Origin of the sequence: Psychrobacter urativorans (assembly GCF_904846675.1) — a bacterium.
Classification (GTDB): Bacteria; Pseudomonadota; Gammaproteobacteria; order Pseudomonadales; family Moraxellaceae; genus Psychrobacter; species Psychrobacter urativorans_B.
Window position 1 is genome coordinate 19,898 of sequence record NZ_CAJHBT010000016.1, and the last position, 22,195, is coordinate 42,092.

At 41.4% G+C, this 22,195-nt stretch carries 15 protein-coding genes and 1 tRNA gene; 7 read left to right on the forward strand and 9 right to left on the reverse strand.

Features of this window, described 5'->3' with window-relative positions:
• Positions 1–4 precede the first annotated feature (4 nt).
• Both JMY06_RS08445 and JMY06_RS08450 read right to left on the reverse strand, forming a co-directional pair.
• Positions 5–298 (reverse strand): cory-CC-star protein, encoded by a 294-nt coding sequence (locus JMY06_RS08445; protein WP_320157856.1) that lies wholly within the window; start codon positions 296–298, stop codon positions 5–7.
• Between the two features lie 192 nt (positions 299–490).
• Positions 491–2,173, reverse strand: a complete 1,683-nt coding sequence (locus tag JMY06_RS08450; RefSeq protein ID WP_201527078.1) for a carbon starvation protein A — start codon at positions 2,171–2,173, stop codon at positions 491–493.
• Here JMY06_RS08450 and JMY06_RS08455 point away from each other — a divergent pair.
• The 3 genes from JMY06_RS08455 to JMY06_RS08465 all read left to right on the forward strand — a co-directional run bounded on the left by JMY06_RS08455 (position 2,160) and on the right by JMY06_RS08465 (position 4,093).
• Positions 2,160–2,414 carry a hypothetical protein gene (locus JMY06_RS08455; RefSeq protein ID WP_201617886.1) on the forward strand — a complete coding sequence of 85 codons (255 nt, stop codon included), beginning with the start codon at positions 2,160–2,162 and terminating at the stop codon, positions 2,412–2,414. The two genes, JMY06_RS08450 and JMY06_RS08455, sit on opposite strands and share 14 nt — an antisense overlap.
• Before the next feature lie 334 nt (positions 2,415–2,748).
• Entirely contained in the window at positions 2,749–3,417 is a 669-nt protein-coding gene (locus JMY06_RS08460) for a hypothetical protein (RefSeq protein WP_201527075.1), read from the forward strand.
• A gap of 112 nt (positions 3,418–3,529) precedes the next feature.
• Entirely contained in the window at positions 3,530–4,093 is a 564-nt protein-coding gene (locus JMY06_RS08465) for a hypoxanthine-guanine phosphoribosyltransferase (protein ID WP_201527072.1), read from the forward strand.
• A gap of 133 nt (positions 4,094–4,226) precedes the next feature.
• Here the strand turns inward: JMY06_RS08465 and JMY06_RS12015 are convergent, their stop codons facing one another.
• The 4 genes from JMY06_RS12015 to JMY06_RS08485 form a co-directional block, all read right to left on the reverse strand.
• Positions 4,227–4,352, reverse strand: coding sequence for a MepB family protein (locus tag JMY06_RS12015; RefSeq protein ID WP_201617887.1), 126 nt, complete (start codon positions 4,350–4,352; stop codon positions 4,227–4,229).
• Between the two features lie 279 nt (positions 4,353–4,631).
• Complete coding sequence (gene recD / locus JMY06_RS08475; protein WP_201617888.1) at positions 4,632–6,995, reverse strand: exodeoxyribonuclease V subunit alpha; 2,364 nt, start codon at positions 6,993–6,995, stop codon at positions 4,632–4,634.
• A 63-nt stretch (positions 6,996–7,058) separates the two neighbouring features.
• Entirely contained in the window at positions 7,059–11,366 is a 4,308-nt protein-coding gene (locus tag JMY06_RS08480) for a UvrD-helicase domain-containing protein (RefSeq protein ID WP_413786906.1), read from the reverse strand.
• Between the two features lie 250 nt (positions 11,367–11,616).
• Positions 11,617–16,152 carry an exodeoxyribonuclease V subunit gamma gene (locus JMY06_RS08485; RefSeq protein WP_201617890.1) on the reverse strand — a complete coding sequence of 1,512 codons (4,536 nt, stop codon included), beginning with the start codon at positions 16,150–16,152 and terminating at the stop codon, positions 11,617–11,619.
• A 489-nt stretch (positions 16,153–16,641) separates the two neighbouring features.
• Here JMY06_RS08485 and JMY06_RS08490 point away from each other — a divergent pair, with 489 nt between their 5' ends.
• From JMY06_RS08490 to JMY06_RS08505, 4 genes are all read left to right on the forward strand, one after another.
• On the forward strand, positions 16,642–17,193 hold the full coding sequence (locus JMY06_RS08490) for a hypothetical protein (protein WP_201617891.1): 552 nt from the start codon (positions 16,642–16,644) through the stop codon (positions 17,191–17,193).
• 80 nt (positions 17,194–17,273) lie between these two features.
• A complete protein-coding gene (locus JMY06_RS08495) occupies positions 17,274–18,050 on the forward strand; it encodes a hypothetical protein (RefSeq protein WP_201617892.1) in 777 nt (258 codons plus the stop codon).
• Positions 18,051–18,155: 105 nt separating this feature from the next.
• A tRNA-Arg gene (locus tag JMY06_RS08500) sits at positions 18,156–18,231 on the forward strand.
• A 212-nt stretch (positions 18,232–18,443) separates the two neighbouring features.
• A complete protein-coding gene (locus JMY06_RS08505; protein WP_201617893.1) occupies positions 18,444–18,824 on the forward strand; it encodes an Arm DNA-binding domain-containing protein in 381 nt (126 codons plus the stop codon).
• 665 nt (positions 18,825–19,489) lie between these two features.
• On the opposite strand, the gene JMY06_RS08510 is transcribed toward JMY06_RS08505, so the two are convergent.
• The 3 genes from JMY06_RS08510 to JMY06_RS08515 all read right to left on the reverse strand — a co-directional run bounded on the left by JMY06_RS08510 (position 19,490) and on the right by JMY06_RS08515 (position 22,142).
• On the reverse strand, positions 19,490–20,545 hold the full coding sequence (locus JMY06_RS08510; RefSeq protein ID WP_201617916.1) for a TRAP transporter substrate-binding protein: 1,056 nt from the start codon (positions 20,543–20,545) through the stop codon (positions 19,490–19,492).
• A 51-nt stretch (positions 20,546–20,596) separates the two neighbouring features.
• Positions 20,597–20,731, reverse strand: coding sequence for a hypothetical protein (locus JMY06_RS11905; RefSeq protein WP_265087885.1), 135 nt, complete (start codon positions 20,729–20,731; stop codon positions 20,597–20,599).
• A gap of 202 nt (positions 20,732–20,933) precedes the next feature.
• Entirely contained in the window at positions 20,934–22,142 is a 1,209-nt protein-coding gene (locus JMY06_RS08515; protein WP_201617894.1) for an alpha-hydroxy acid oxidase, read from the reverse strand.
• Positions 22,143–22,195: the final 53 nt, after the last annotated feature.

A 22,195-nucleotide genomic window follows, 5' to 3' on the forward strand; every position in this document is an offset into this window, starting at 1 on the left:
AAAACTAGCAACAGCCAATATGGTCAAAGGGGCATCTGTCCATACCCATGCGCGTGTGCCACTCATGGAAGTTCTCTAAAAATAGCGGCTGTAGTTCTAGCGTATAAAAGCTGGCTGGGTTATCAATCCCTAAACTCTCAGCGAACATCAGGAGCATAAAAAAATCCTCTTCATCACGTGCTGCCCGTGCCATCGTTTGCCGATAAGGAGCATGATAGAACTCGTTAAGACCTGCTAAGAATCGTTGCCACAAGGGTGTAGTCTCTTGAGCATAATCAGCTGTAGCTGGTGCGTTCAATGATTGATTTGAGTCCTCCAAATCATCTGGCAGCATACTTGCTGGCTTGTTATTGTCTTCATTATTCATAATGTTACCTGATTTTCTGTCAAGACTTATAAAGAGTTGACCCTAAAATATACCATAAAAAAACGCCAGCAGTTGCCAGCGTTTTACTTTACTTAGTTTTGATTATTATCAATAAACAGTCAATTATTCAACTTTATTTTTACCTTTATACTCTGACCATTCTCGGCGTAATACTGAGAAACTCTCAAAGGTTACTAAGATAGTGGCGATCAAAATAATGATATCCATAGTAATGAGTAGCCAGTTGCCATCAACATAGAATGTTTTAAGCTGTAGTAATAAAGCCAATACCGTCATCACTAATAAGAAGGATAAGGGCGCTAAAGTATACCAAACTGGCTTGCCTTTACGTAGCAAAATCACCGTCACTATCATTAGTGTTAACGCCGCCATCAACTGGTTAGTAGTACCAAATAACGGCCAGATAATCATACCACCTGAGCCATCGATACCGCCTGCCCCAAATGCCAATAGCAAACACGTTCCTACTGCTAGAAGGGTTGCAACCACGCCTTTGGTTAATACGGGAATGTTATAAAATTCGCCAAATTCTTGGAAGATGTAACGTTGCAAGCGTACACCTGTATCCATGGTCGTCCCCGCAAATAGAGCTGCCATGACGGTAAGCATCGTTTGTGCTAACACAGTATCAATGCCAACGCCGGCATTTAATATCGTAGCACCGCCATCAATAAATGCTCCGATAGAACCATCGCCGAACTTTTGATAGACTGCTTGCCAATCGCCAAGGCTTGCAAAACCTGCCGTTGCGGCAAGGATGGCACCTAATGCCAACATACCTTCGCCAAGCGCACCAAAGTAACCGACAAAACGCGCATCTTCTTCTTTATCGATTTGTTTCGATGTCGTCCCTGTTGCAACCAAACCATGGAAGCCGGATATGGCCCCACAAGCAATGGTCACAAACAACAATGGCATAATTGACGGTGTGCCTATCGGTAAATCCATATTAACGGCTGGTGCGACGATATCAGGAGAGGAGATAAAGATAGCCGCATATAATAAAATCAAGCCCACAAATAACTGCAAGCCATTAATATAATCACGAGGCTGTAATAACATCCATACCGGCAATAACGATGCAATCGCGGCATAGATAAATAAAATGATAATCCAAACCGCATTATCTGGTAGTCCTAAGATTGTTTCAGGCAATACAATAGGAAACATAGGGCCAAGGTAAATAAGTCCATATAACGCAGATACTCCAATTATCGATACCCAAAGCAAACTCATATTGTAGCGATAAATACACTGACCAATAATAAAGGCAACTACTAATGCGCCCCATACCGGTAATACTGCTGAGGGGGTTTTAATCAGCATATTTGCAATAGCGACCCCAAATACAGCGTTGACCATAAGTAGTAGCAAAAAGATAACAATCATCATCAAGCTACGAACTCGGGAACCCATGACCGTACCCGCAATAGAGCCGATAGACTGACCTCTATTGCGCATACTCGCCCATATGGCTGACATATCATGGATGCCTGCCATAAAAATCGTCCCAAAGACGACCCAAAGCACCGCTGGCAACCAGCCCCAAATCACAGCAATGGCCGGACCGATGATAGGTGCCGCACCAGCAACTGAGGTAAAGTGATGTCCCCATAGCACGTATTTATTGGTAGGGACATAGTCCACCCCATCTTTCATAGTATGGGCTGGCGTGGGGCGACTGTTATCTAATGCCAAGATTTTAGTAGCGATAAACTTTGAATAAAAAATATAACCACAGAGCATCGCAGCGACGCCAAATAATAATACAATGGCACTGTTCATCTTATCTCCTCAAATAAGTCATGGTTGGCAAGCCTTTGCCTTCTTTTATAGTTTTTCCATAATAAGTACAGGTAAGGTTTTAGTATTGTCTGTTTTGTCTGTTTTGTCTGTTTTGTCTGTTTTGTCTGTTTTGTCTGTTTTGTCTGTTTTGTCTGTTTTGTCTGTTTTACCTGTTTTACCTGTTTTACCTGTTTTATATAAATGTTCTATGTGGTTATTAAGTGCAAGCTTTTACGGTTAAAGCTTTACGATTATGCTAGATTAGAATACCGTTTAGATATCCCTACGCAATAGTATGAATAAAAGGCATTTCTGAATACCTAGAGTAAGTTGTTATGGGATTAACTAGATAAATAAGGGCATTATGCGGACGTTTTAAACGCTATTAAGTCGATACCCTGATTTTATTTTAGCCTATTCGACATAAAATGTAACGTTTAATATCCATTGTGTAACATTATAGTCACGCTATTATTAGAAATTTGAAGATACTGATATAACTAATATAGTATTAAGCTGTAATAGCTGATATTACGGCACAAAGATACATTAAATATTAATAATAAAGGTAAAGTATGACACACTATTTTGGATTTTTACCCTCGGACAAATTAAACGGTATGATTGATGAGGCGGAACGTATCATTGACTCGAATGAGAAGGTGGAATACTACCCTTATCGTAACGAGTTGACACAGCAAATTGCTAGTGAGCTGATAGATAATTTATTGATCAGTCTCATAGATGTTATTCCTAATCCCGAACGGCAAGCTTCTATGCGCAAGATTGTCGGTACTATTGAGCGGGCAACAGAAACGCTGCTAAATGTGCTTCTCGGTAAAGATAAAAATGAAGACATCATGCCAAGCTTTAACTTTTTAAAGAACCAGAGCATGTTTATTGATAATAACGGTATGCGCCGCGTTGGCTTTGCATTATCCAAACAGTCAGCACAGACAATTATTGGAGGTTTTGCAGCGGTAACGCCTGAGACCGTGGATAAAGCTAAATTTAAAATAGCGCTTGAAACCATGACCGAAGAATCACTCACTCACTTTATCAGCAAATTTACTGAAACACTCAAGCTTGGCATGATTAAGCGTCAATCTATTCCAGTTGCTAAAGCTGGTATCGATAAAGGCATGAGTATGGCACTCAATAAACTGTTGCCACAGCTACCCGATGATGGATTAAATCGCTTAGCACGATTTTACCGTCCATTTCTGATAGATATCGCTGATTAATAGATATCTGATGACAATAGACAGTTATTTTTGTGTTAAACGGCATGTTGCATTGGGCAAATTCAGTAAAACTTGCTAGAATAAGCAGCACTTTTTACCGAAGGCGCAACCTATGACTCAAATCAGCAATCAAGAAATTGAACAGACCCTGCGTAACTCAGAGTGCCTCATCAGTAGTATCGAAGTGGCCGCTGCTTATGAGCGTCTTGCTGCACAGCTTAATCTACATTATGTTGGACTCAATCCAATTGTTATGGTCGTTATGAACGGCGGACTCATTCCAGCCGGTCAACTGCTTACTCACCTTACGTTTTACCATCGCATGCATTACATCCATGCTTCACGCTATCGTGATAATCAGGGTACTAATGAGCTTGATTGGAAATTTAAGCCTGAAGTTAGTCTTGCAGGCGAGTATGTATTATTGATTGATGATATTTTTGATGAAGGTATTACCCTAAAAGCTATCGTAGAAGAGCTTGGTAAAGAAAACCCTCTCTCTATTGAGACTTGCGTCCTACTTAATAAGCAACATGATCGTAAAATAAAAGACTTTAATGTCGATTTTGTTGGTCTTGATGTCGCTGATCGCTATGTCTATGGTTGTGGTATGGATTTTCATGGTTACTTGCGTCATCTGCCAGGTATCTATGCTATTAAAGAAGATAAAATATAAGCCCTATCTTTTTTTAGTAAGTTGTAGCAATAAAAAAAGCACCCGTTTAGGTGCTTTTTTTGGTTAAAAGTAATTCTATTAAGCATATAACGCTAGTGTCTTATTTATAGGTATTGTATTTATATCACTGATGTCAAAAAAACAGTCCAATCGCCGTTTTACTGATTGGTATTACTAACACCTTTTCCCAAAAAGTAACAAACTGCCCTACTTTAGTGGGCGTTATTTTTGCAGCTCTAAAACGAATAGTCCTTGTCATCCATATATTAGCCACTTGTGTATTAGTCAGCTCAAAGCTTAGTATAAATCTACCCGATACATAATCAGTGTTCTACTTTTCTTCTATGACAGAATTTACCGTGAGCTGATTAGGCTTATAGATAAAATTATGAACCTTATTCAAAGCTGTTTTAAAAGTCAGTACTAATATTTCTTCTATCTTTTGAATGCTTGATATTTATTAAATACTCATCTCATATGACTTTTTTAGTCAGTAACTCTAATCAAAATTTAAGATAATAACTTTTAATTAAGAAATTTAATCGAATCTTGAAAATTGTAAACTTAACCCTGTTTGGCGCTTAGTGGGTGTTGTTAAAGCCTGCGTAAAGGCAGAAGCGGTACTAAATATCGTTACCCGCTGTTTAGCACGAGTGACGGCAGTATATATCAGCTCTTGACTAAGTAGACGTCCATTTTGATCGTCAAAACTAATGACAACATGCTCAAATTCTGAGCCTTGAGACTTATGAATAGTCATTGCATAAGCAGTGGCTATCATTTCATCGCTGAGCATATTAATAGAAATACCTTGGGTCTTATTTTCGAAAAACACTTGTAGCCTACCTTTTTCAGTTTGCAGACAAATACCAATATCGCCATTGAATAATCCTAGTTCATAGTTATTTTGTAGAACCATAATAGGACGTCCGTGATACCAAGGTGATTTAGACAAGGATAGCTTTAGCTCATTCCGGTGTTGTTCGCTTAAAAAACGGTTAATATAATGATCTCCGCAGCGTCCGTGATGACCGGCAGTTAGTACTCTAAATTTATTTAATGTTTTTATTAGCTCGTTGAAATAATCGATGTATTCAGTAGTTGGCATAGATTTTGCTTTTGTCATCTTTGTTAGGATGTTTTTGTTTTGTGTTATATATTGTTGGTAGTTTCTTAGTATTTTTTTTAGGAATTTATAATTACTTAGGCTATTTACTATCTGATTGTTGCTTATATACTCACTATTTGTTGGCTTAGATAGTGTTTCATTGAATGCTTCAGTTAGGTGATAAAAGCTTAATGACTCATCTTCACTGATTAACTGCCATACTGCAGCCATATTAATTTTCATTCCCTGGGTATCAGAGTCAAAATGATCGTCTCGATTAATCAAGCGTGCAAGCTTACCGATGCCAGACTCTGCAGTGAAGCGCCTGCTAATCTCAAGACGCTTATGTACATCTTGTAGCGCAGGAATGCGACATAGATCGGCTAACACTGCTCCGGCATCTACTGCTGCTAACTGATCGGCATCCCCTAACAAGATAAGCCGCGCCTTAGGCTTAATGGCACTGACTAAGTAATTAGCCAGCTCTACTCCAAGCATTGAGGCTTCATCGACAATAATAATATCTTCACTCAATGGATTATCAGCGTTATAACGTGGTCGCCCGCCGCGACCAATGCCAAGCAAGCGGTGGATAGTCTTAGCTTCGGGCAATTGCATAGTAGCGCCTACCTGTTTCAATGCATCTTGTAGCGACTCTTGCATACGCTGAGCAGCTTTACCAGTAGGTGCTGCGAGTGCGAGATTCGCCTTACTGGAGCTGTCCCCTACTACGTCTTCAGCTTGCGCTTGCTGCAAGGCAATGACTAGTTGTGCAACGGTAAAGGTTTTCCCCGTGCCTGGTCCTCCGGTAATGATACTAAAGGCTGAGTCGTTGGCCATATGGATGGTATCTTGCTGCTCAGTGTTTAATAGTGGATTGAGAATGATAGGAATTTTATTAACAGTCTGGCTTTTAATGCGCATGATGTGGCGCGCAAGAGCATATTCTGCTTGCCACGTGCGATGCAGCCATAAAGTTACTATTGAGTTGTTATCTACTGATAGCTTACTTTGTAAGATTTTCCCTTTTTGAAAAATTATTGGGCTGTTAATATCTTTTTTATTACTAAATAGCTGTTTCTTTTCTAATAACTTTATAAACCTGCTTAGGCTATTTTTTTGTAAGTTGGATGTTTCACTTTGGGACTGATTATCTGCTTTTAAGAAGTTATAAAGCTGTACACAAGTGGCATAGCGCTGCCCTAATATCTGTTTTTCATAAAGTGGTAATGAAGACTGTAATATTGCCGCTTGCCATAACTCTCTATTCTCTAGTAGTTTGATACCGGTCGTCATCGTCGCTTCCAAAATGTCCTCAGCTTGAATAAGTAACGGTTGTAACAACGGCTGTAATAACTGTAGTTGCCATGTTGATAATTCCGCATCCTTATCTTGCAACTCAGTATCAACATCGATATTAATATCCGCACTAGCTTCCAAAACCAGTACGGTATGCCCTTCTTCTAAACGCTGTACTAGCACTTCGAAAATAGCTTCAAACAACCAATCCTTTGTATCACTACGTTCATTATCAACTGCACCCGGTTGTAACTGTGCTTGATATACTGTCTGCGTCTGCTTACGGCGCTCTAGTAGATAACGGCTGATGGTCGTAGCCCAGCTATTATTAATAGTGCTAGCAGTTCTGTTTTTTTGATTGCTGCTCTTTCCCCCGCTTTTCGCCAGCAGCTGCACGGGTTTGGCCTTTGTAGAGGGAATAGCAGCGGCGCTCACGTTTTCACCAGTAACTGGATCTAGCGTTGGCTTTATATTTGTATTTATAGAATCACTCATCAGGTATCCATTAATTAGTATTTTAGAGTCAGCGTTTTAAAGATAGAAAGTTAAAATTAGTAACTAGTTAGCTGGTTTGCCAAATAAATCGTCTAAGGCTTTCACTAATCCAAAAGGGATTTCCCATTGAATACGTCCGTAATTATGCAGGCCTTGTGAGTCAATACCGCGTAAAAATACATACTCCACTGCTCCCAGATACTGAGTTTCATTACCTTCATAGTTTTGCAAACGTAGACGTAAGAAACGGTGTAAGGCCACTTGGTAGATGGCAGCTTGTAACCAGTAACCCGCTTTGTTCATGGCTGAATTTAGATTTTTAGTATCGTAATCACTTAGGCTATTTCCTAAATAGTTACTCTTATAATCCACCACGTAGTACTTGCCAGCATATTCATAAACCAAGTCGATCTCACCGCGCAAATAGCGATAGACATAATCGGAATACTGAGTGGTAAGCTGAATATGTTTTTCGGGCTCATTAGGTAGATGTTCTATGAAGGCATCATTGATACGCTCAGGTATAAAACCATCAGAAAGCCCCATATTAAAGCCCAGCTCAGCAATGCGCTGCTTGAGTGCTAACGCTTGTAATGGCTGACCTGACGCTAATAATGGTGCAGCTAGCACATCTGCTACCCAAGCTATCAATTCATCATGAGCAACGGCTAACGGCGTGCTATCTGCTATTAACTCGATTGAGTCATCAGTGGCCGTTAAAATTGTATTAGTTGCTGACTCTGTTGTTAAGTCTGACACACTCTGTGGTTGCAGACGCTGTTGATACGCGGCACTGGTATAGCTGAGTGGCAGCTGATACTGGCGAATACCTTGGTCTATGATGGCTGACCATTTATCTTTATTATTAAAATCTATCTTCTCAAAAACTTGATGCAAAAAAGTACCGGCATTAGCCCCTTTAACAAAGCGAAAACGAATGTCATCTTCATTGATTAAGCTACTATTGTCTTCGCTCGCCTCTTCTACGGCTAAAATCCCACTCATAGATTTTGTAGCATAAGAAGACGGTGATAAAGTAATACTGTCCGTTAAATCCAGTTCGTCTTCAATACCATCATCAAAAACAGCTAACGCCTGGCTTTGTTCGCTAAGCTGCCGAGATAAAGCGGTAAAGCTGGTTTTTGCCCATCCCTTAAATTGATGAGCTCGTACCTGTTCATAAGCCGGTTGATAGTCAATACGAATCATCGCATCAGGATCAGGTTTAGATTCGTCATTGGTGTGATTATGCTTATGGTTTTTATGGTTATTTAAAAGCGCCTCAGCTTGCGTTTCAACGATACTATAAGGCAGCCAGCCGATATGCCCTTGTAGGCGTTCTGGTAGCGTAAACTTTTGATCTTGACAGCTGAGCCATTGCAAACTTGGCTTGCGCTCAAAATCTGTATTTTTACCCGAATCATTTAACACGATATATAACTGCTCACTAGCACGAGTAAAAGCCACATAGCCCAGCCGTCTAAGTTCTTCGTAGTTTTCAATAGTCTCAAACTGGGCATAATAGTCGGTCTCAGGCTCACCTTGCGCTGACTTGCTATGCACCTTACCCTTACTGGCTGATAAGCGCCGCTCGCCGTTACCCTCTGTTAGCTGCAGTTCATTATTGTTTTTATGCTCATGGTCATATAAGTATAGATTGTGCTTATCACGACCGCCCGCTTTAGGACTAGCGCCATCCATACCCACCACATACACTATAGGAAACTCTAGCCCTTTTGACTTATGAATAGTCATCAGTTGCACACCAGACTCAGTCGGCAGCGGTTGCTGTTGCGCCCACTCAGGGGTACGCTGGCTGTTCATATGCTTTTTGTACCAAGCTAGTAGCTCATGCTCACCAATATGCATGCCATGCTGCGCTAAGATATCCATCAAATGACGCAAATCCATCAAGTAACGCGCCCCCTCTTCTAAGTCAGCGAGACCGACCCAAATGCTTTGCTTAGTAATAGGATTGTGACCGATTAAGTAATGTAGCGCCGATAAAATACCGTTATGTTGCCACTGGCTAGCCGCTGTTTTTAGATAAGTTTGGAAGTCTTGATAGCGCTGTTTGAGCTCAATTTGTTCGTAGTGCTCATTATTTATATCAGTATAAGCATTCGTATCTTGTTGTGACGCATCATCTTGCTCCATACTGAGCATCAAAGCTTGTACCTCATCAAGGCTCATCTGGTAAAAAAGACCGGTCAATACGCGGTTAATAATATCGCGGCGATGTGGACGCAGCATGGCTTCTAGGAGTGCTGCCAAATCAGTACCCATAGCGGTATCAAAGACATTGTTTTCTGCGGTCTCAAGCGTTGGTACACCAAGCTTAGTCAGCATATCTTCGATTTTCTTGAGTGCACGCTTAGTACGTCCTAACACCCCAATGTCACTGGGCTGTAAGGGCCGACCTTCTATGGTTTGCTGACTGGCGAGCAAAGCTGCGATATGCAGTGCGGTAAGCTCAGAGGCATCATATTTTGCTTCTTTATCATAAGGCAGATGAATAATACTGACCGGACTGTCTGACAAGATAGCTGCTGCTTCAGATGGGAGACTAGATTGCTGATTTGAGGTTTGCTGCCATGACAGCCGAGTTCCCGTATTAGCGGCGGTAATATGCTGATAATAAATATTCTTACCTAGTTGCGCTAATTGGTCAGCACCTTGCGAGTCTGAGGTGTTTTCAGCACTAATGGCTGGTGTTGAGCGTCCAAACCAATGATTAAGCGCGGTAATCAAACGCTCGTTAGAACGTCTATTCACATCTAAACTCATCATATGCTTGGCATCAAAATGCGTTTTCATGGCGTTATAGTTGGCAACGTCACCACCGCGAAAACCATAGATGGCTTGCTTAGGATCGCCTACTAATAATAAAAACCCACGATTGCTGCTGTTATTATTCTGATTGTCTTGGTTATTTTTGGTCAAATAAATACGCTCAATCATACGTGCCTGCTCACCATTGATATCTTGCGATTCATCAATGAGGGCAACCGGATAATGGTGGCGAATATAACGTGCCAGCCGCGCCCCTTGTTTACCAGATAGCGCTTGGTTTAGGCGCACCATTTGTAACGCAAAAGTGGTCTCACGGCGAGTTTCTAGTATTGACGGCAGCTTTTGCCGTACTTGCAGGGCAATATACCGATTGAGCTGCTCGATGCGCGCATCAAGGTAGTTATTAATTTGTTCAGCATAGTCATACACTATTTTTAACGCTCGTATACTTTCAAGGTTAATAAAGGCGAGACGCTCAGCCTCCTTACCTTTATTAAAACCTTTACCGCCCTCATCTTTACTCAAAAAGGCAAAAGGCAACGCATCATAAAACTTCTGAGCATCGTCATCTAAGTGGGTAAAAAAAGCCCCATCGTATTGCTGAATACTAGACTGGATATCAATAATAGACTCAGCTCGAGTACCAATACTGGCACTAGCATTGAATCCTTGTGCTTTACGATAGTCCTTATCAAAATACGGAGCAATATCATTTAATTCACAGCTTTTAAAATCGGCTAATGCTTGGCTGTAAGCAACAAAGTCAATATCATCGCCCATCTCTACTGCATCAATTGGGGTTGAGATAAACTGAATAGATTTTTGGGCAATGCCTAAATGATCAACCGGTGAGGTTAAGCGCTTGCTATGCAGTAATAACTGATAAATATCAGGTTCTTGATAATATAACTTACTTTGAAAAGCACGCACTTCATCGTGAATGATACTCTCTATCACCACTTGTTCTTGGTCGCTGATTTGCATACCTTGCTGATGCCCAGTCTCAGCACTATATTCAGACAGCCATTTTTGCGACAAGCTGTCTAGCGTCCCAACAAATAACTTATCCAAAGTAGTCAGTACTAAGGCACAGCGCCTAATCGCCTCAGCCAGCGGATAATCGACGGTATTATCTAATAGATACGCTAGCAAATGCTGATTAATAGGATCGGCAACCAAATCTGCATTACCTGCCAGCTTAGCTTGCGTTTCTAACCACTGCTGCCGAGTGTGGCGCTGCGCTGGGCTGACTTTATTAGACGATGGCTTGTCCTTTTCAACAACTTCGGCTTTTTTACGGTCTTTCTTATCCGTATTACTACCTACCAGTTGCGGATAGAGAATTTCATGGGTAGCGGTGTTGTTTTGTAAGATACTAAGCCACTGTAGCAATTGATAAAAATCAACCAAACGCGCATGAATACGTTCCCGCATCTCAGCTGCCGCCGCACGGGTAAAAGTAGTGGCAATAATATGCTCAGGTGGACGTTTGGCTTCAATCAATAAGCGCAGTACAATCCCAGTTAACGTCCATGTTTTACCAGTACCTGCTGAGGCTTCAATCAAATACTGACCCATTAACGGCACTCGTACCGCTGGTGGTAGTAGTTGTACATTAGTAGCAGCTGTATCTGCTAAAGTGTCGTCTGCTGCTTCCTTAGTTGAAGAATCATTCCTTGAAAATTCAGGATTGTCGGAATTATCAGACCTCATGTTCTCGTTATTAACAGGCTCGTTACTAATGGTCTCGCTGCTATATGAATCCATAAAAAATCACTTGTTCAAGGCGCTCGTTAAAGTTGTTGCTTATTAGATGTTTATACGCAATTTATAAAGGGATTAACGCCTTATTCATTGGTGCAAATAAAGGTTCTGTCAATGTTGACAAAGCATCCGTTAGCGCCTTAAAAGCATCTTGCTTATAGAGGATATATTGCCATAGCTCATGCTGTGAGCAAGTATCGTAGATATCATTGCTGTTATAAGCCGGGCGTAACCAGCTGTCAAAATCATTACGCTTAAACTGATAGACGATGTCTTTATCTTGTGCCTCTTTGACTTTATTAAGATAAGTCAACGCATAAACAGGCAGTATAGTTAGCGGTCGGGTACCTGCAATATGAGCAAACCGAATCCATTTAAGCAGCTCAGCCAATGCAGTCTCATAGACAATAGGGGCCAATGAAAAAGTAGTTTTTCCTTTATAGTCCTTATGCTCAGGACTGGCTTTATTAAAATGCCAAATACTTTTGCCATCCTCATTAGCAACTTGCAACTCTGTGGTACGCCGCGCTACCTGCCAATAGACATGCGCCAACCAAAAGCGTAGCAAATGCTGACTGCGGGCGCTATTGGGCAACATGTTGAGCCAAAGCTTAGGCGCTTGTGCTGACTTATCCTCACTATCATGGTCATCGTTGCCATTAACGTCGCTGCCTACTGGCACGCTACCTTTAACTTTCAATCTACCTTGAGAGTTCATATCTGCGGCGGACACCGTACTAATTACTTCAGTGCAAGGCGTTAATAAGCTCAGACAAGCAATGCTATAGCTATTAGTATCGCTTGAATGCTGACTAGAAAACTGATTAGCAAGTTCGGTAGCCGTTACGTCAATATTCAAAGTTACCAACTGTGCAGCGAAGTCGCGACACTGCTGAGTAATTTTAAGCTGCTGATACTCTAAGGTTGATTGCCGCGCTACCCCTGCTGGCATAACCGGGTCGTATAGCAGATTGTTTAATGGGTTCTTTAGTGAATCAGAGGCATAGCTATCATTTACACTATCAACATTACCATTAGCAGTATTAAGAGCATCGTTCTGAGGTTGTAGCCCACTGAGCAACTGATTGGTCAGCTTATAACTATCCAAGGTAGATAGCGTTAAAGGCTCTTGGTGCACTGTATCCTCCCCAGCCACAACCACATGTACTTGCTGCTCTTTCAAAAAGTGTTTGGCAGGATGAGCTACTTGATAAGCTAAATACTGCATATCGACCTGAACGATATCTAGCTTATAAGTATTAATATCAGCACCATCAATATCATTATGAACATTAGAGTCACTGGCTGAGTCGATACACTGAGCAATGGTGGCATAATCGGCTTTGCTAGGCAGCTTGACCTTAATAGAATGGCACGCATCAGTGTTTGAGCTAGCATTATCTTGAGCATGCAGACGCTCAAACACTTGTTCCCACACTTTGGCAGGCGCATTAGTGCTTTGTTGATATGTTTTTTCGCCTAGCATCGCGCGCTCTAATAACTGCAGCAGCGCTTGGTCAGGCTCTGAGCTATTAGCCGACTTTACATTTAAAGCGTCGGGCTCTACAAAGACTTCCTTAGCAAAAGGTAATGCAGAATGGCGGGTGACCAGCCACTGTTCAATAAGCTTGGGCAAATAACGCTGAACTTGTGCAGTTAATGCCGTACTGCTGTCTTCATTATTATTGGTGTTACTGTCAGAATGATTGTCTGTATCTGTATTTGCACCTACGTCTATACTGACGTCGGCATCTATTTTATTCTGTGCGTCTTGCTGAGCATTCTTAAGCGGATCCCATTGCCATTGCACTTCTCCTTGTAAGAACTGCAACAGCTCACTGACTGGATTAGCAGGTAAATGCTCATGGGTATCAGTCAAACGCTGACCATTATAAAAAATCCAACAGGCATTTCGTGCACATAGCAGCGCATCTAGAAACGCGCCATTGTCATCATCTTCACTGAATCTATCACCGCGACGTGCCAGCCCAGATTTCATCAAATCATAGCGGTTGTCCCGATCACGATTGGGAAATTCGGACAAATCCATATTGAGCATAACCACTAGGCCAAAGGGCACGTTACGTAACGCCCCAAAACGCCCAAAGGTAATCACTCCTGTAGGCTCGGCACTGACTTGCTGACTTTCCAGCTCATCTTCGATACTATCCAGCATAAAACTCAGTTTAAGCGGTAAAGTACTCACTTGTGACAACCGGGCTTCCACTTGAGCGGCAGATAAAGTATTCGTTTGTGTAGAGTCGCTATCAGTGCTATTAGCACTATCGATAACATCGGCATGGTAACGTTGATAATGGCGGTTGGCACGTAAGCTACTCTTAAAGCCATTCATCGCATTAAAAATAGCCCGCATCGAGCGCGTTTGATCTAACGCCCCGAAATAAGGATGGATAATGCTACTCTCAATCTTATTTAGCCAGTCCTCAGCCTTATAGCGCGCTTGGTATTCATTGCGGCAAGTATTAAGTCCTGCATGTATACGGCACAGCGCCTCAATAATATGCGCATCAGCCAAGCTAATCGCTGCAAGTGGTATCGTTTTTTCCGCTAAGGCATTATCTTGCCAATTATCTGGATATAGACAAGCGCTGATAACGGCTTCAGGCATGATTAACCCTAAAGCAATTTGATCTAGCGCATAGGTAAAGCTAAAACGATAATCATAATCTTGCGCATCTAAACTTTGCTGCAAATGAGCTTCATCAAAGCCACGTACAAAGCCTGCTTGCTCCAACAAATCGCAACCGCGACTCATCTGCTCATGGGTCAGCCCAAGGCTTTCGTATAACGGCGGCAGCATTAACCAATCTAGCACTTCTGCCGCTTCAAAACGGGCACTATCGCTACCGAGCAAACCGTAAAATCCACGTATCGCTTCCCATAACTGCCGTATCGACTTATCAACCACCCCTGTGACTTTGGCTGGTAAGGTCAGACCATCCTGCCCCCTACCATTAACAAATACTGAGTTAATAAGTTCATGATGACGATCAACGTCTGGCAATAGAACCACAATATCGGATAGATGACGTTTACTACTATCGTCGTTAGCCTCATTTAACCAACGTCCAATCATACCGCGCAGCACTTCAAGTTGGCGCTGTAGATTATGGCATGAATGTATACTTAGGCTATTATCATATTGTGACAGCTGCCATTGTCGTGGCTGCTGGTTGCGCTTACTGGCTAAACTATCATCGCTATACCAGTCGTTATTATTCTGATTTTTGTTATCGCTTTCATTATTGATTAGGCTGTTTTTATTAGTACCTTCTTTATCTTCTTCGTTCTCTAAATTAAGCTGCATCTGGGTGCTAAGCGCCGCGCTCAGTCGTCCAGCAGTCGTCTGCTGAGTGGCACTTTCATCGAGCATGAGCACATCTTGCTGCAGGTGCGCGAGCAAACTTAATGGCTGCTCTGCGTCATCATCTGTCCCAAACTCATCATCGGCAGCATCGAACTTGTCTTGCCAATCAAGCTTAAAATCCTCTGTATCATCATTGCCCGATAAACTTGCCAGCATTGCAAAGGTCTCACGCGACTGCTTACCTAGCCTCGATAACAAAGTATGACCATAGTCACGTAAAAAAACTCTTTCAGGATTAATCACCTGTTGACGTTGGAGCCACTGTTTATCGACAATATCCGCCCAAAATAGCTGTGAAGGATTGTAATGCAGTAAGGTAATATCGATATATTTCGACAAGCGTTGCAGAAAACTTAACTCGTTTTGTGGCAACTGCTGAATAGTAAAAATATGCAGCTGCTTAGGCAGTATCTGCTGTAAATCAACACTCCTCTCTTTATTATCAGCTATTGAATTCGCTGACGGGCTATTGACTACCATAACTTGCCAAAAACGCGTTTCGATAGCCGCACGGTGCTCATAAACCGAAGCAAATAACAGACGCCATAGATGACGCTGTGCAGCCTCAAGCTCAGTATAATGAGCGACCAGCCATTCAGGAGTCTCGCCAGCATACTTATCAAATTTCATAGTCAGCTTATCTTTGTCAGCTACCAAAGCTTCTACATCGACAGGCTTATTCTGCGACCATAAGGTCAACCAATCCTCACGGTGAGTTAAATAGCGGCTAAATACCCGTGAAAAATCTGTAGCAAGCGACCACAGCCGCACGTCCTGCTGGCTACGATCCGCATCGACATCTAATAACGCGGATAGTAATGGATACAGGGGATGTTTTTCATCTGCCATAATCTCTGTTTGATAATAAGTAAAGTACCCAAACAGCCGCCACTGCATTACCGCACCGGTCAATACAGCGACCTCTGGGACGGTTACTATCTCTTGCTCCCGCTGTTGACTTTCAAGCCATATATTATGTTCAGCCAACACCTTTTGCATCAATGTCCATTGATACTGGCCCCAAAATTTAGTGGTCACCAAAGTGCTAATACCAGCTTGGCTAGCAATCGACTTATCCAACCAATCGCCAAGGACCATAGAGGGTACAATGACAATAAACTCATCAAAAATTGGCAGGTTTTTAGATTTATAAGCAGTAAGCAGTTGCTCAACTAAACGTTCGGTGCGGTGGGACTGAATAATCGTAAACATAGACAACAATCTAATTATAATAATGGGATATGAGATGAAATAAATATGGTATTCAATGCTAGTGACCGTAATATGGATGGCAGTTATTATCTTTCAAGCATAATAAAACGGCCATCCATATTCATCAATTTATGTCTGGAGGTCGTGCCCGTTTTGTATTTCTGCTAAAATGCCTTTTTTAAGTCAAAACGTCTTTTTATAAATGGCATCGGTATTGCTGGTTTAATGATATTAAATCAAGTGCGGGTCATTAAGTGCTGAGACTGATATTTATAATGGTACTAACACTTAGTACCGTTGTAGTTTGCCACTGATATAGTTTATTTGCTAGTACACAAGGCACGTATCTACTAACTTACGACACTCAGTGTCGCGTACTTCAACCTTAAACACCCTACCCTTGAAGAATTATGAATAGAGAGCTATATACATAATATTCGATAGCCACGCCCATTTCCCCATTTTTTAGCAAAGAGATAATCAACTATTATGCCACTGCGTCCCATTGATGCTATTTTTGTTCATCCCAAACGCCGATTATATGTCGTATATTATAGAGGCATACTGTGGCAACTGCCACGGATGAAGATTGATAATAGTGCCTGGCAACGGCGGCATCTTTATAATGATGACATCAATGCGCTGTACCTCAGTCGCCGGCAAGCCATTCACGACCCTTTGTTAGCCCAAAAGCTGCGTACCTTAAACCTACCTGCTGCGGTACGTGGAAGTACGCTACCTCTGTTTGAAGCGTGGTGGGAAGCCCATGGTTTTGACTGGCTTGAAGACAAACTCATTAGCGGTCAATCGCCATTAGCCGCGCACAAATTAATCACGCGTCCGTCAGCTCTGAATACGATAATAGATAGTAGCAGCACGACTCAGTCTAATGATTCAAAAAATAACGCCTTAGCAAATGCAGCGGTTAATATAACACCCGCTAAACAATCGAGCTCATCTACTATGGCGACCGCAACAAACGATATCTTCGTTGATATGTTGGCAGACTTAGCTGATGAGGTTATGCATCATCGCCTTTAACCTAATTAACTTAACTTAATGACAATAATAAAATAATTCAAATTATTAATAAAATATTGATTAAAAGGCGTGCTGTTACTATGAAAAACTACAAGCTACTATTGGCTGGACTCATTTTATTGCTGCTGATTATACTCATTGGTATCTTCACATGGCTATGGAGCAGCAATCGTAAAAATATGAATCCATTACCCATTACGGTAAGCGAACACGAGCAATCGACGACTGACACTGAAGGCGACGCGAAGACAACTGCTATCAATATCTTGTACGTACAAGCAGAAGATAAAATACAAATGCCATTAGATGATTTAATCATAAAATTTGAATCACGCTTTCCTAATGTGCAAGTTTTGGCTCATTACGTCCCTACCAAGGCGTTGTTTGTCTTACCGGATACCAGTATTTCTGATGGTACTTTTAGTAATGAGCCGTCGTCTCTTATCGATAACTTTGTTGTCGATGTCATTATTGCTAATGATAAGATTACTCAAACTCGCCTAGCCCCATTGCAAAACTTAATTGACAATACTCAAACGGAGCGCAATCAAAGTCAAGTTAACGCTAATGGTATGCCACAAGAGAGCGTAGTCGCAGATTCTGCAACCAGCACTGAGACGGCCAATAATGAAGCACGTAATTTAACTTCTTTTAGCTATGCGACAAAAGATACTCACTCGGTTGATGGAGTAATATTAACCAACAATCCTGTTGCCGTTAGTTTCCGGAATTTTTTACTCTCAAGCGCTGGGCAAGATGTTTTAAAAAATTACGATTATGACAATATCGATGGCTATAAGAACAGTATGGATGACTTATTTAATCCATCCTCCGGTGCTAAAGAATCTAGCGGTTAATCATCAGTGAAGGTCGCTAATGGCCTCAGTAATGGCACATAACGCTTAATTACTTTTGATTGATTGCTTTTATGAACGCTTTTTTTTACAATAGCACTTGATAATGCGCCTATAGCTCAACAGGATAGAGCAGTTGCCTCCTAAGTGATCGATCCAAGTTCGAGTCTTGGTGGGCGCACCAATTATTGTATTTAGACATAACCTCGCATTACCTAAATTTCCCTAAGTCCCTATCATTGCTAGCATAATGTCTTTATTCATTACTTGCCATTACCTACTAGCACCACTACGATGTTGTTAAATTTGTTGTTAAAAATATCAACTCACCATGTAATGTTGTTAAAAAAATGCTACCTTGTTGTTAAAGACTCTAAATAGCTGTAGGTGGCTGAAATGATTAAGAATAAAGACTATCAATTAACTGATGCTAAAGTGAAATCAATCGCTAAGCAATCAGCACCAAAAAAAATAACCCGTCATGGTGATGGTAATAACCTATATCTTATACAACATACCAACGGCTCGCTGTTTTGGCAGATGACATACCGCTATCAATCAGATAAAGATATTAAGCCAAAACAAAAGACCTATCAAATAGGAATCTACAAGCCAGCTAAGCAAAATATTGATACTACTTTTAAGCCTGAATTGACTTTAAAACAGGCGCGGCTGGCACGTGATAAAGCTAAATCTTTACTATCTGACGGTATTGATCCTACCGAGTACAAAAGTTATGAGAAAAATAATCTTGATCCCAATGGCTTGAATAACTGACCATGTAGAGTAATAATAACCTGCCATCTCAATCAGCATGCGAACGGCTCTTTCTTTAATTTCGGGGTGGGGTGGTTTTGTCTTTTCATTGTGCTATGTTCTCAGACTGTTATGTCTACAACAGTCTAGGAACGGTTTAATTATCTTCATACCAATAACTGAAACAGTATAACCTGGGTTATCAAAAAGCAAGTTACTCTTACGTCTATAAGCGAACTTTAAAGCAATACTATCTCCAACCTTAAACGACTTAATCAAACCAAAGTATTGATCTTGAGACTCTAACTCCCATATCCATTCCTACAGAAAACGAGGGGTTTGATCTTATATAAGAACAACGTGCCGGCCTTCCTTTCCGATAAGTGACGATTTAATAAGCTAGCAAGTAACAATATAAAACCAGTTAAAAGGCTGCCTAAAGAGCTATTAGCTACGGAGTAGACGCGATATTAATTGAAGTTTTATGCATATCCAGCCTTTAGGTATTAGACCCTTTAGAGTTATGGTTACTTATATACCAGTAAACTAAATATTTTAAGTCTAATTATAGACCTTAATGTAAACAAAAACTCCTAGAATCCTTCTAAAAAGGAGGTTATAGCGGTTATCATTATCTGTACTTTCTCTCAGGTCAGCTTGAGTAACTTGGGGTATGATGATACATTTTAAGTTTTACAAGCAGCACTAGCTTCTTTAGCTTTTCTATAAACAGTCTGCGAGTCTAATCCTATTGCTTCAACGTCATTTAGATATTTTTGAATCTCTGGTTCGAGTATATTTTTCCATGCAGGGTCATTTAATGGATCAGGGATATTTATCATCGTGTCGCCGCGAGCTTTGGCTATAGCCATAATTTTGGCATCCTCGCTATCAAATAAATTACCCGCAGTCCTAGCCATTTGAGCACCTGAATTATCATCGATAACTTTTTTGAGATCATCAGGCAAGCTTTCATACTTCTCCTTATTCATAGTCACCAATAAGGCAGAACCGTATAAAGGCATAGTAGTATGCGTATTTACCAACTCAATCAGTCTAAACGAACCCGTAGCATCCCAAGGAAAGCTCATACCGTCTATAACACCGCGTTGAAGAGAAGTATAGAGTTCAGGCGCAGGTAAACCCACGGGCGTCCCGCCTGCCGCTTCAATAATATTACCCGCTATTTCCGACGGGCGACGAATGCGCATACCTCTTAAGTCTTCGGGTGTGCGAATAGGCTTATCAATAGTGTGAAAAGCACCGGAGCCTGAAGCCATCATAAATAGGGGATACGTATCTTCATATTCGCTTGATATTATTCCATCATCATATAAGGTTTGTAGCATGCAACTTAATTGAACTGCTGAGCTTGAGAGGCCTGGAAGTTGTGTAATTTCAGTCAGTGGAAATCTGCCACTTTCATAACCCTGAACCTGTACGCCTATATCAACAATACCTTTAACCGTTGAGTCGTATGTACTATCAGCTTTACTAAGCGTCGATGAAGGATAGATTTCAACTTTAAGCCTACCCTCTGAATCTTCTTCAATCTTCTTCGCCCAAGGTTCAAAAAGATCGGTATGTAATGCTCCAGTAGATGGCCAAAAATGTGAGAATCGTAGTATCGTAGTATCGTTGCTAATATTCTGATCAGACTGACTTGAACAGCCTGAAATACCTAACGCTATTGCTATGAATAAAGACATAGCTCCAATCTTTAATTTTTTAGACATTTTTATCTCTTCCCTGTGATTAAATTAAAAATTATATTTTATTTGGCTGCGTACAAGTTAAGACTTACAAGCAGCACTAGCTTCTTTAGCTTTTTGATAAAACGTTTTTACGCCTAAGCCAAGAGCTTCAATATCTTTTAAGTACTTTTGTGTACCTGCTTCTAAAGGACCTTTCCATGCAAGATCATTCAATGAATGATGGATGTCTACCGTTCAATGCCAATAGCGACTCGATTATATAGATAACGTAAAAGCTCTTAGCCTACATAGCACTAGTCAACCTTTCTCTGTTCAACATTTTTCTTAGATAACGTGGTTAAAACTGAGGTTTAAAAGTTCGACCTTCGCTAGCCCTTATTCATGAATGTTCAATAAGCTGTCTTATAAATAAAGCCTACCAGCGCATAGGCGAGATATAAGGCAGAGCAGATTTAAGCTGCTCATAAGTCCCTTTGACTAAGATATCATCGCGCACTTGATTGATATCGGTATGACCGCAAAACGCCATGCTAATATCACATTCGTTATAGATCAGCTCAAGCGCGCGGCGCACACCATCTTCACCGTAGGCGCCAAGACCGTATAAGAATGCGCGGCCAATCATCGTGCCATTTGCGCCCAATGCCATTGCTTTTAGCACATCTTGCCCAGAGCGAATACCACTATCAAGCCAAATCTCAATCTGATTGTCCTCAGCGCGTACAGCTTGCACAATGTCTGCTAGCGATGAAATTGAAGAGGGCGCGCCATCTAATTGACGACCACCATGATTTGAGACCACTAACGCATCAGCACCATTACGAGCTGCCAGTACGGCATCTTCTGGTTCCATAATACCTTTGATAATCAATTTACCACCCCACATATCTTTGATGCGGGCGACATCGTCCCAGCTCAGCGCGGAATCGAACTGTTCAGCTGTCCATGCCGATAGCGATGACATATCCTCGACGTTTTTAGCATGACCGACAATATTACCAAAGGTACGGCGCTTGGTACCGAGCATATTCATGCACCATTCTGGCTTGGTCATGAGGTTTAAGATATTGGCAAGTGTCGGTTTTGGTGGTGCGGATAGACCGTTTTTAATGTCTTTATGACGTTGCCCCAATACTTGTAAATCGGCGGTCAGAATTAACGCTGAGCAATTGGCCTCTTTGGCACGGCGTATTAGATTGGCTATAAAGTCCATATCGCGCATCATATATAGCTGAAACCAAAACGGTTGGCTGGTATGTTCGGCCACATCTTCAATAGAGCAAATACTCATGGTCGATAATGAAAATGGTACGCCAAAATTTTCTGCTGCCTGCGCCGCAAGGATTTCCCCGTCTGCCCACATCATGCCGGTAAAGCCAGTTGGTGCAATAGCAACTGGCATTTTTACTGGCATGCCCAGCATTTCGGTGGCAAGCGAGCGCCCTTCCATATTGACCAATACCCGTTGACGTAATTTAATACGATCAAAGTCAGTTTCGTTATTACGATACGTAGTTTCCGTCCATGAGCCTGAGTCGACATAATCATAAAACATGCGCGGTATCTTACGCTGTGCCACTTGGCGCAGGTCTTCAATTTCAGTAATTTTGCTTAAATCCTTCATTACTTATTTCCATATTGTTACGGTTATATAGTGACTAAGGTACTATAGCTATA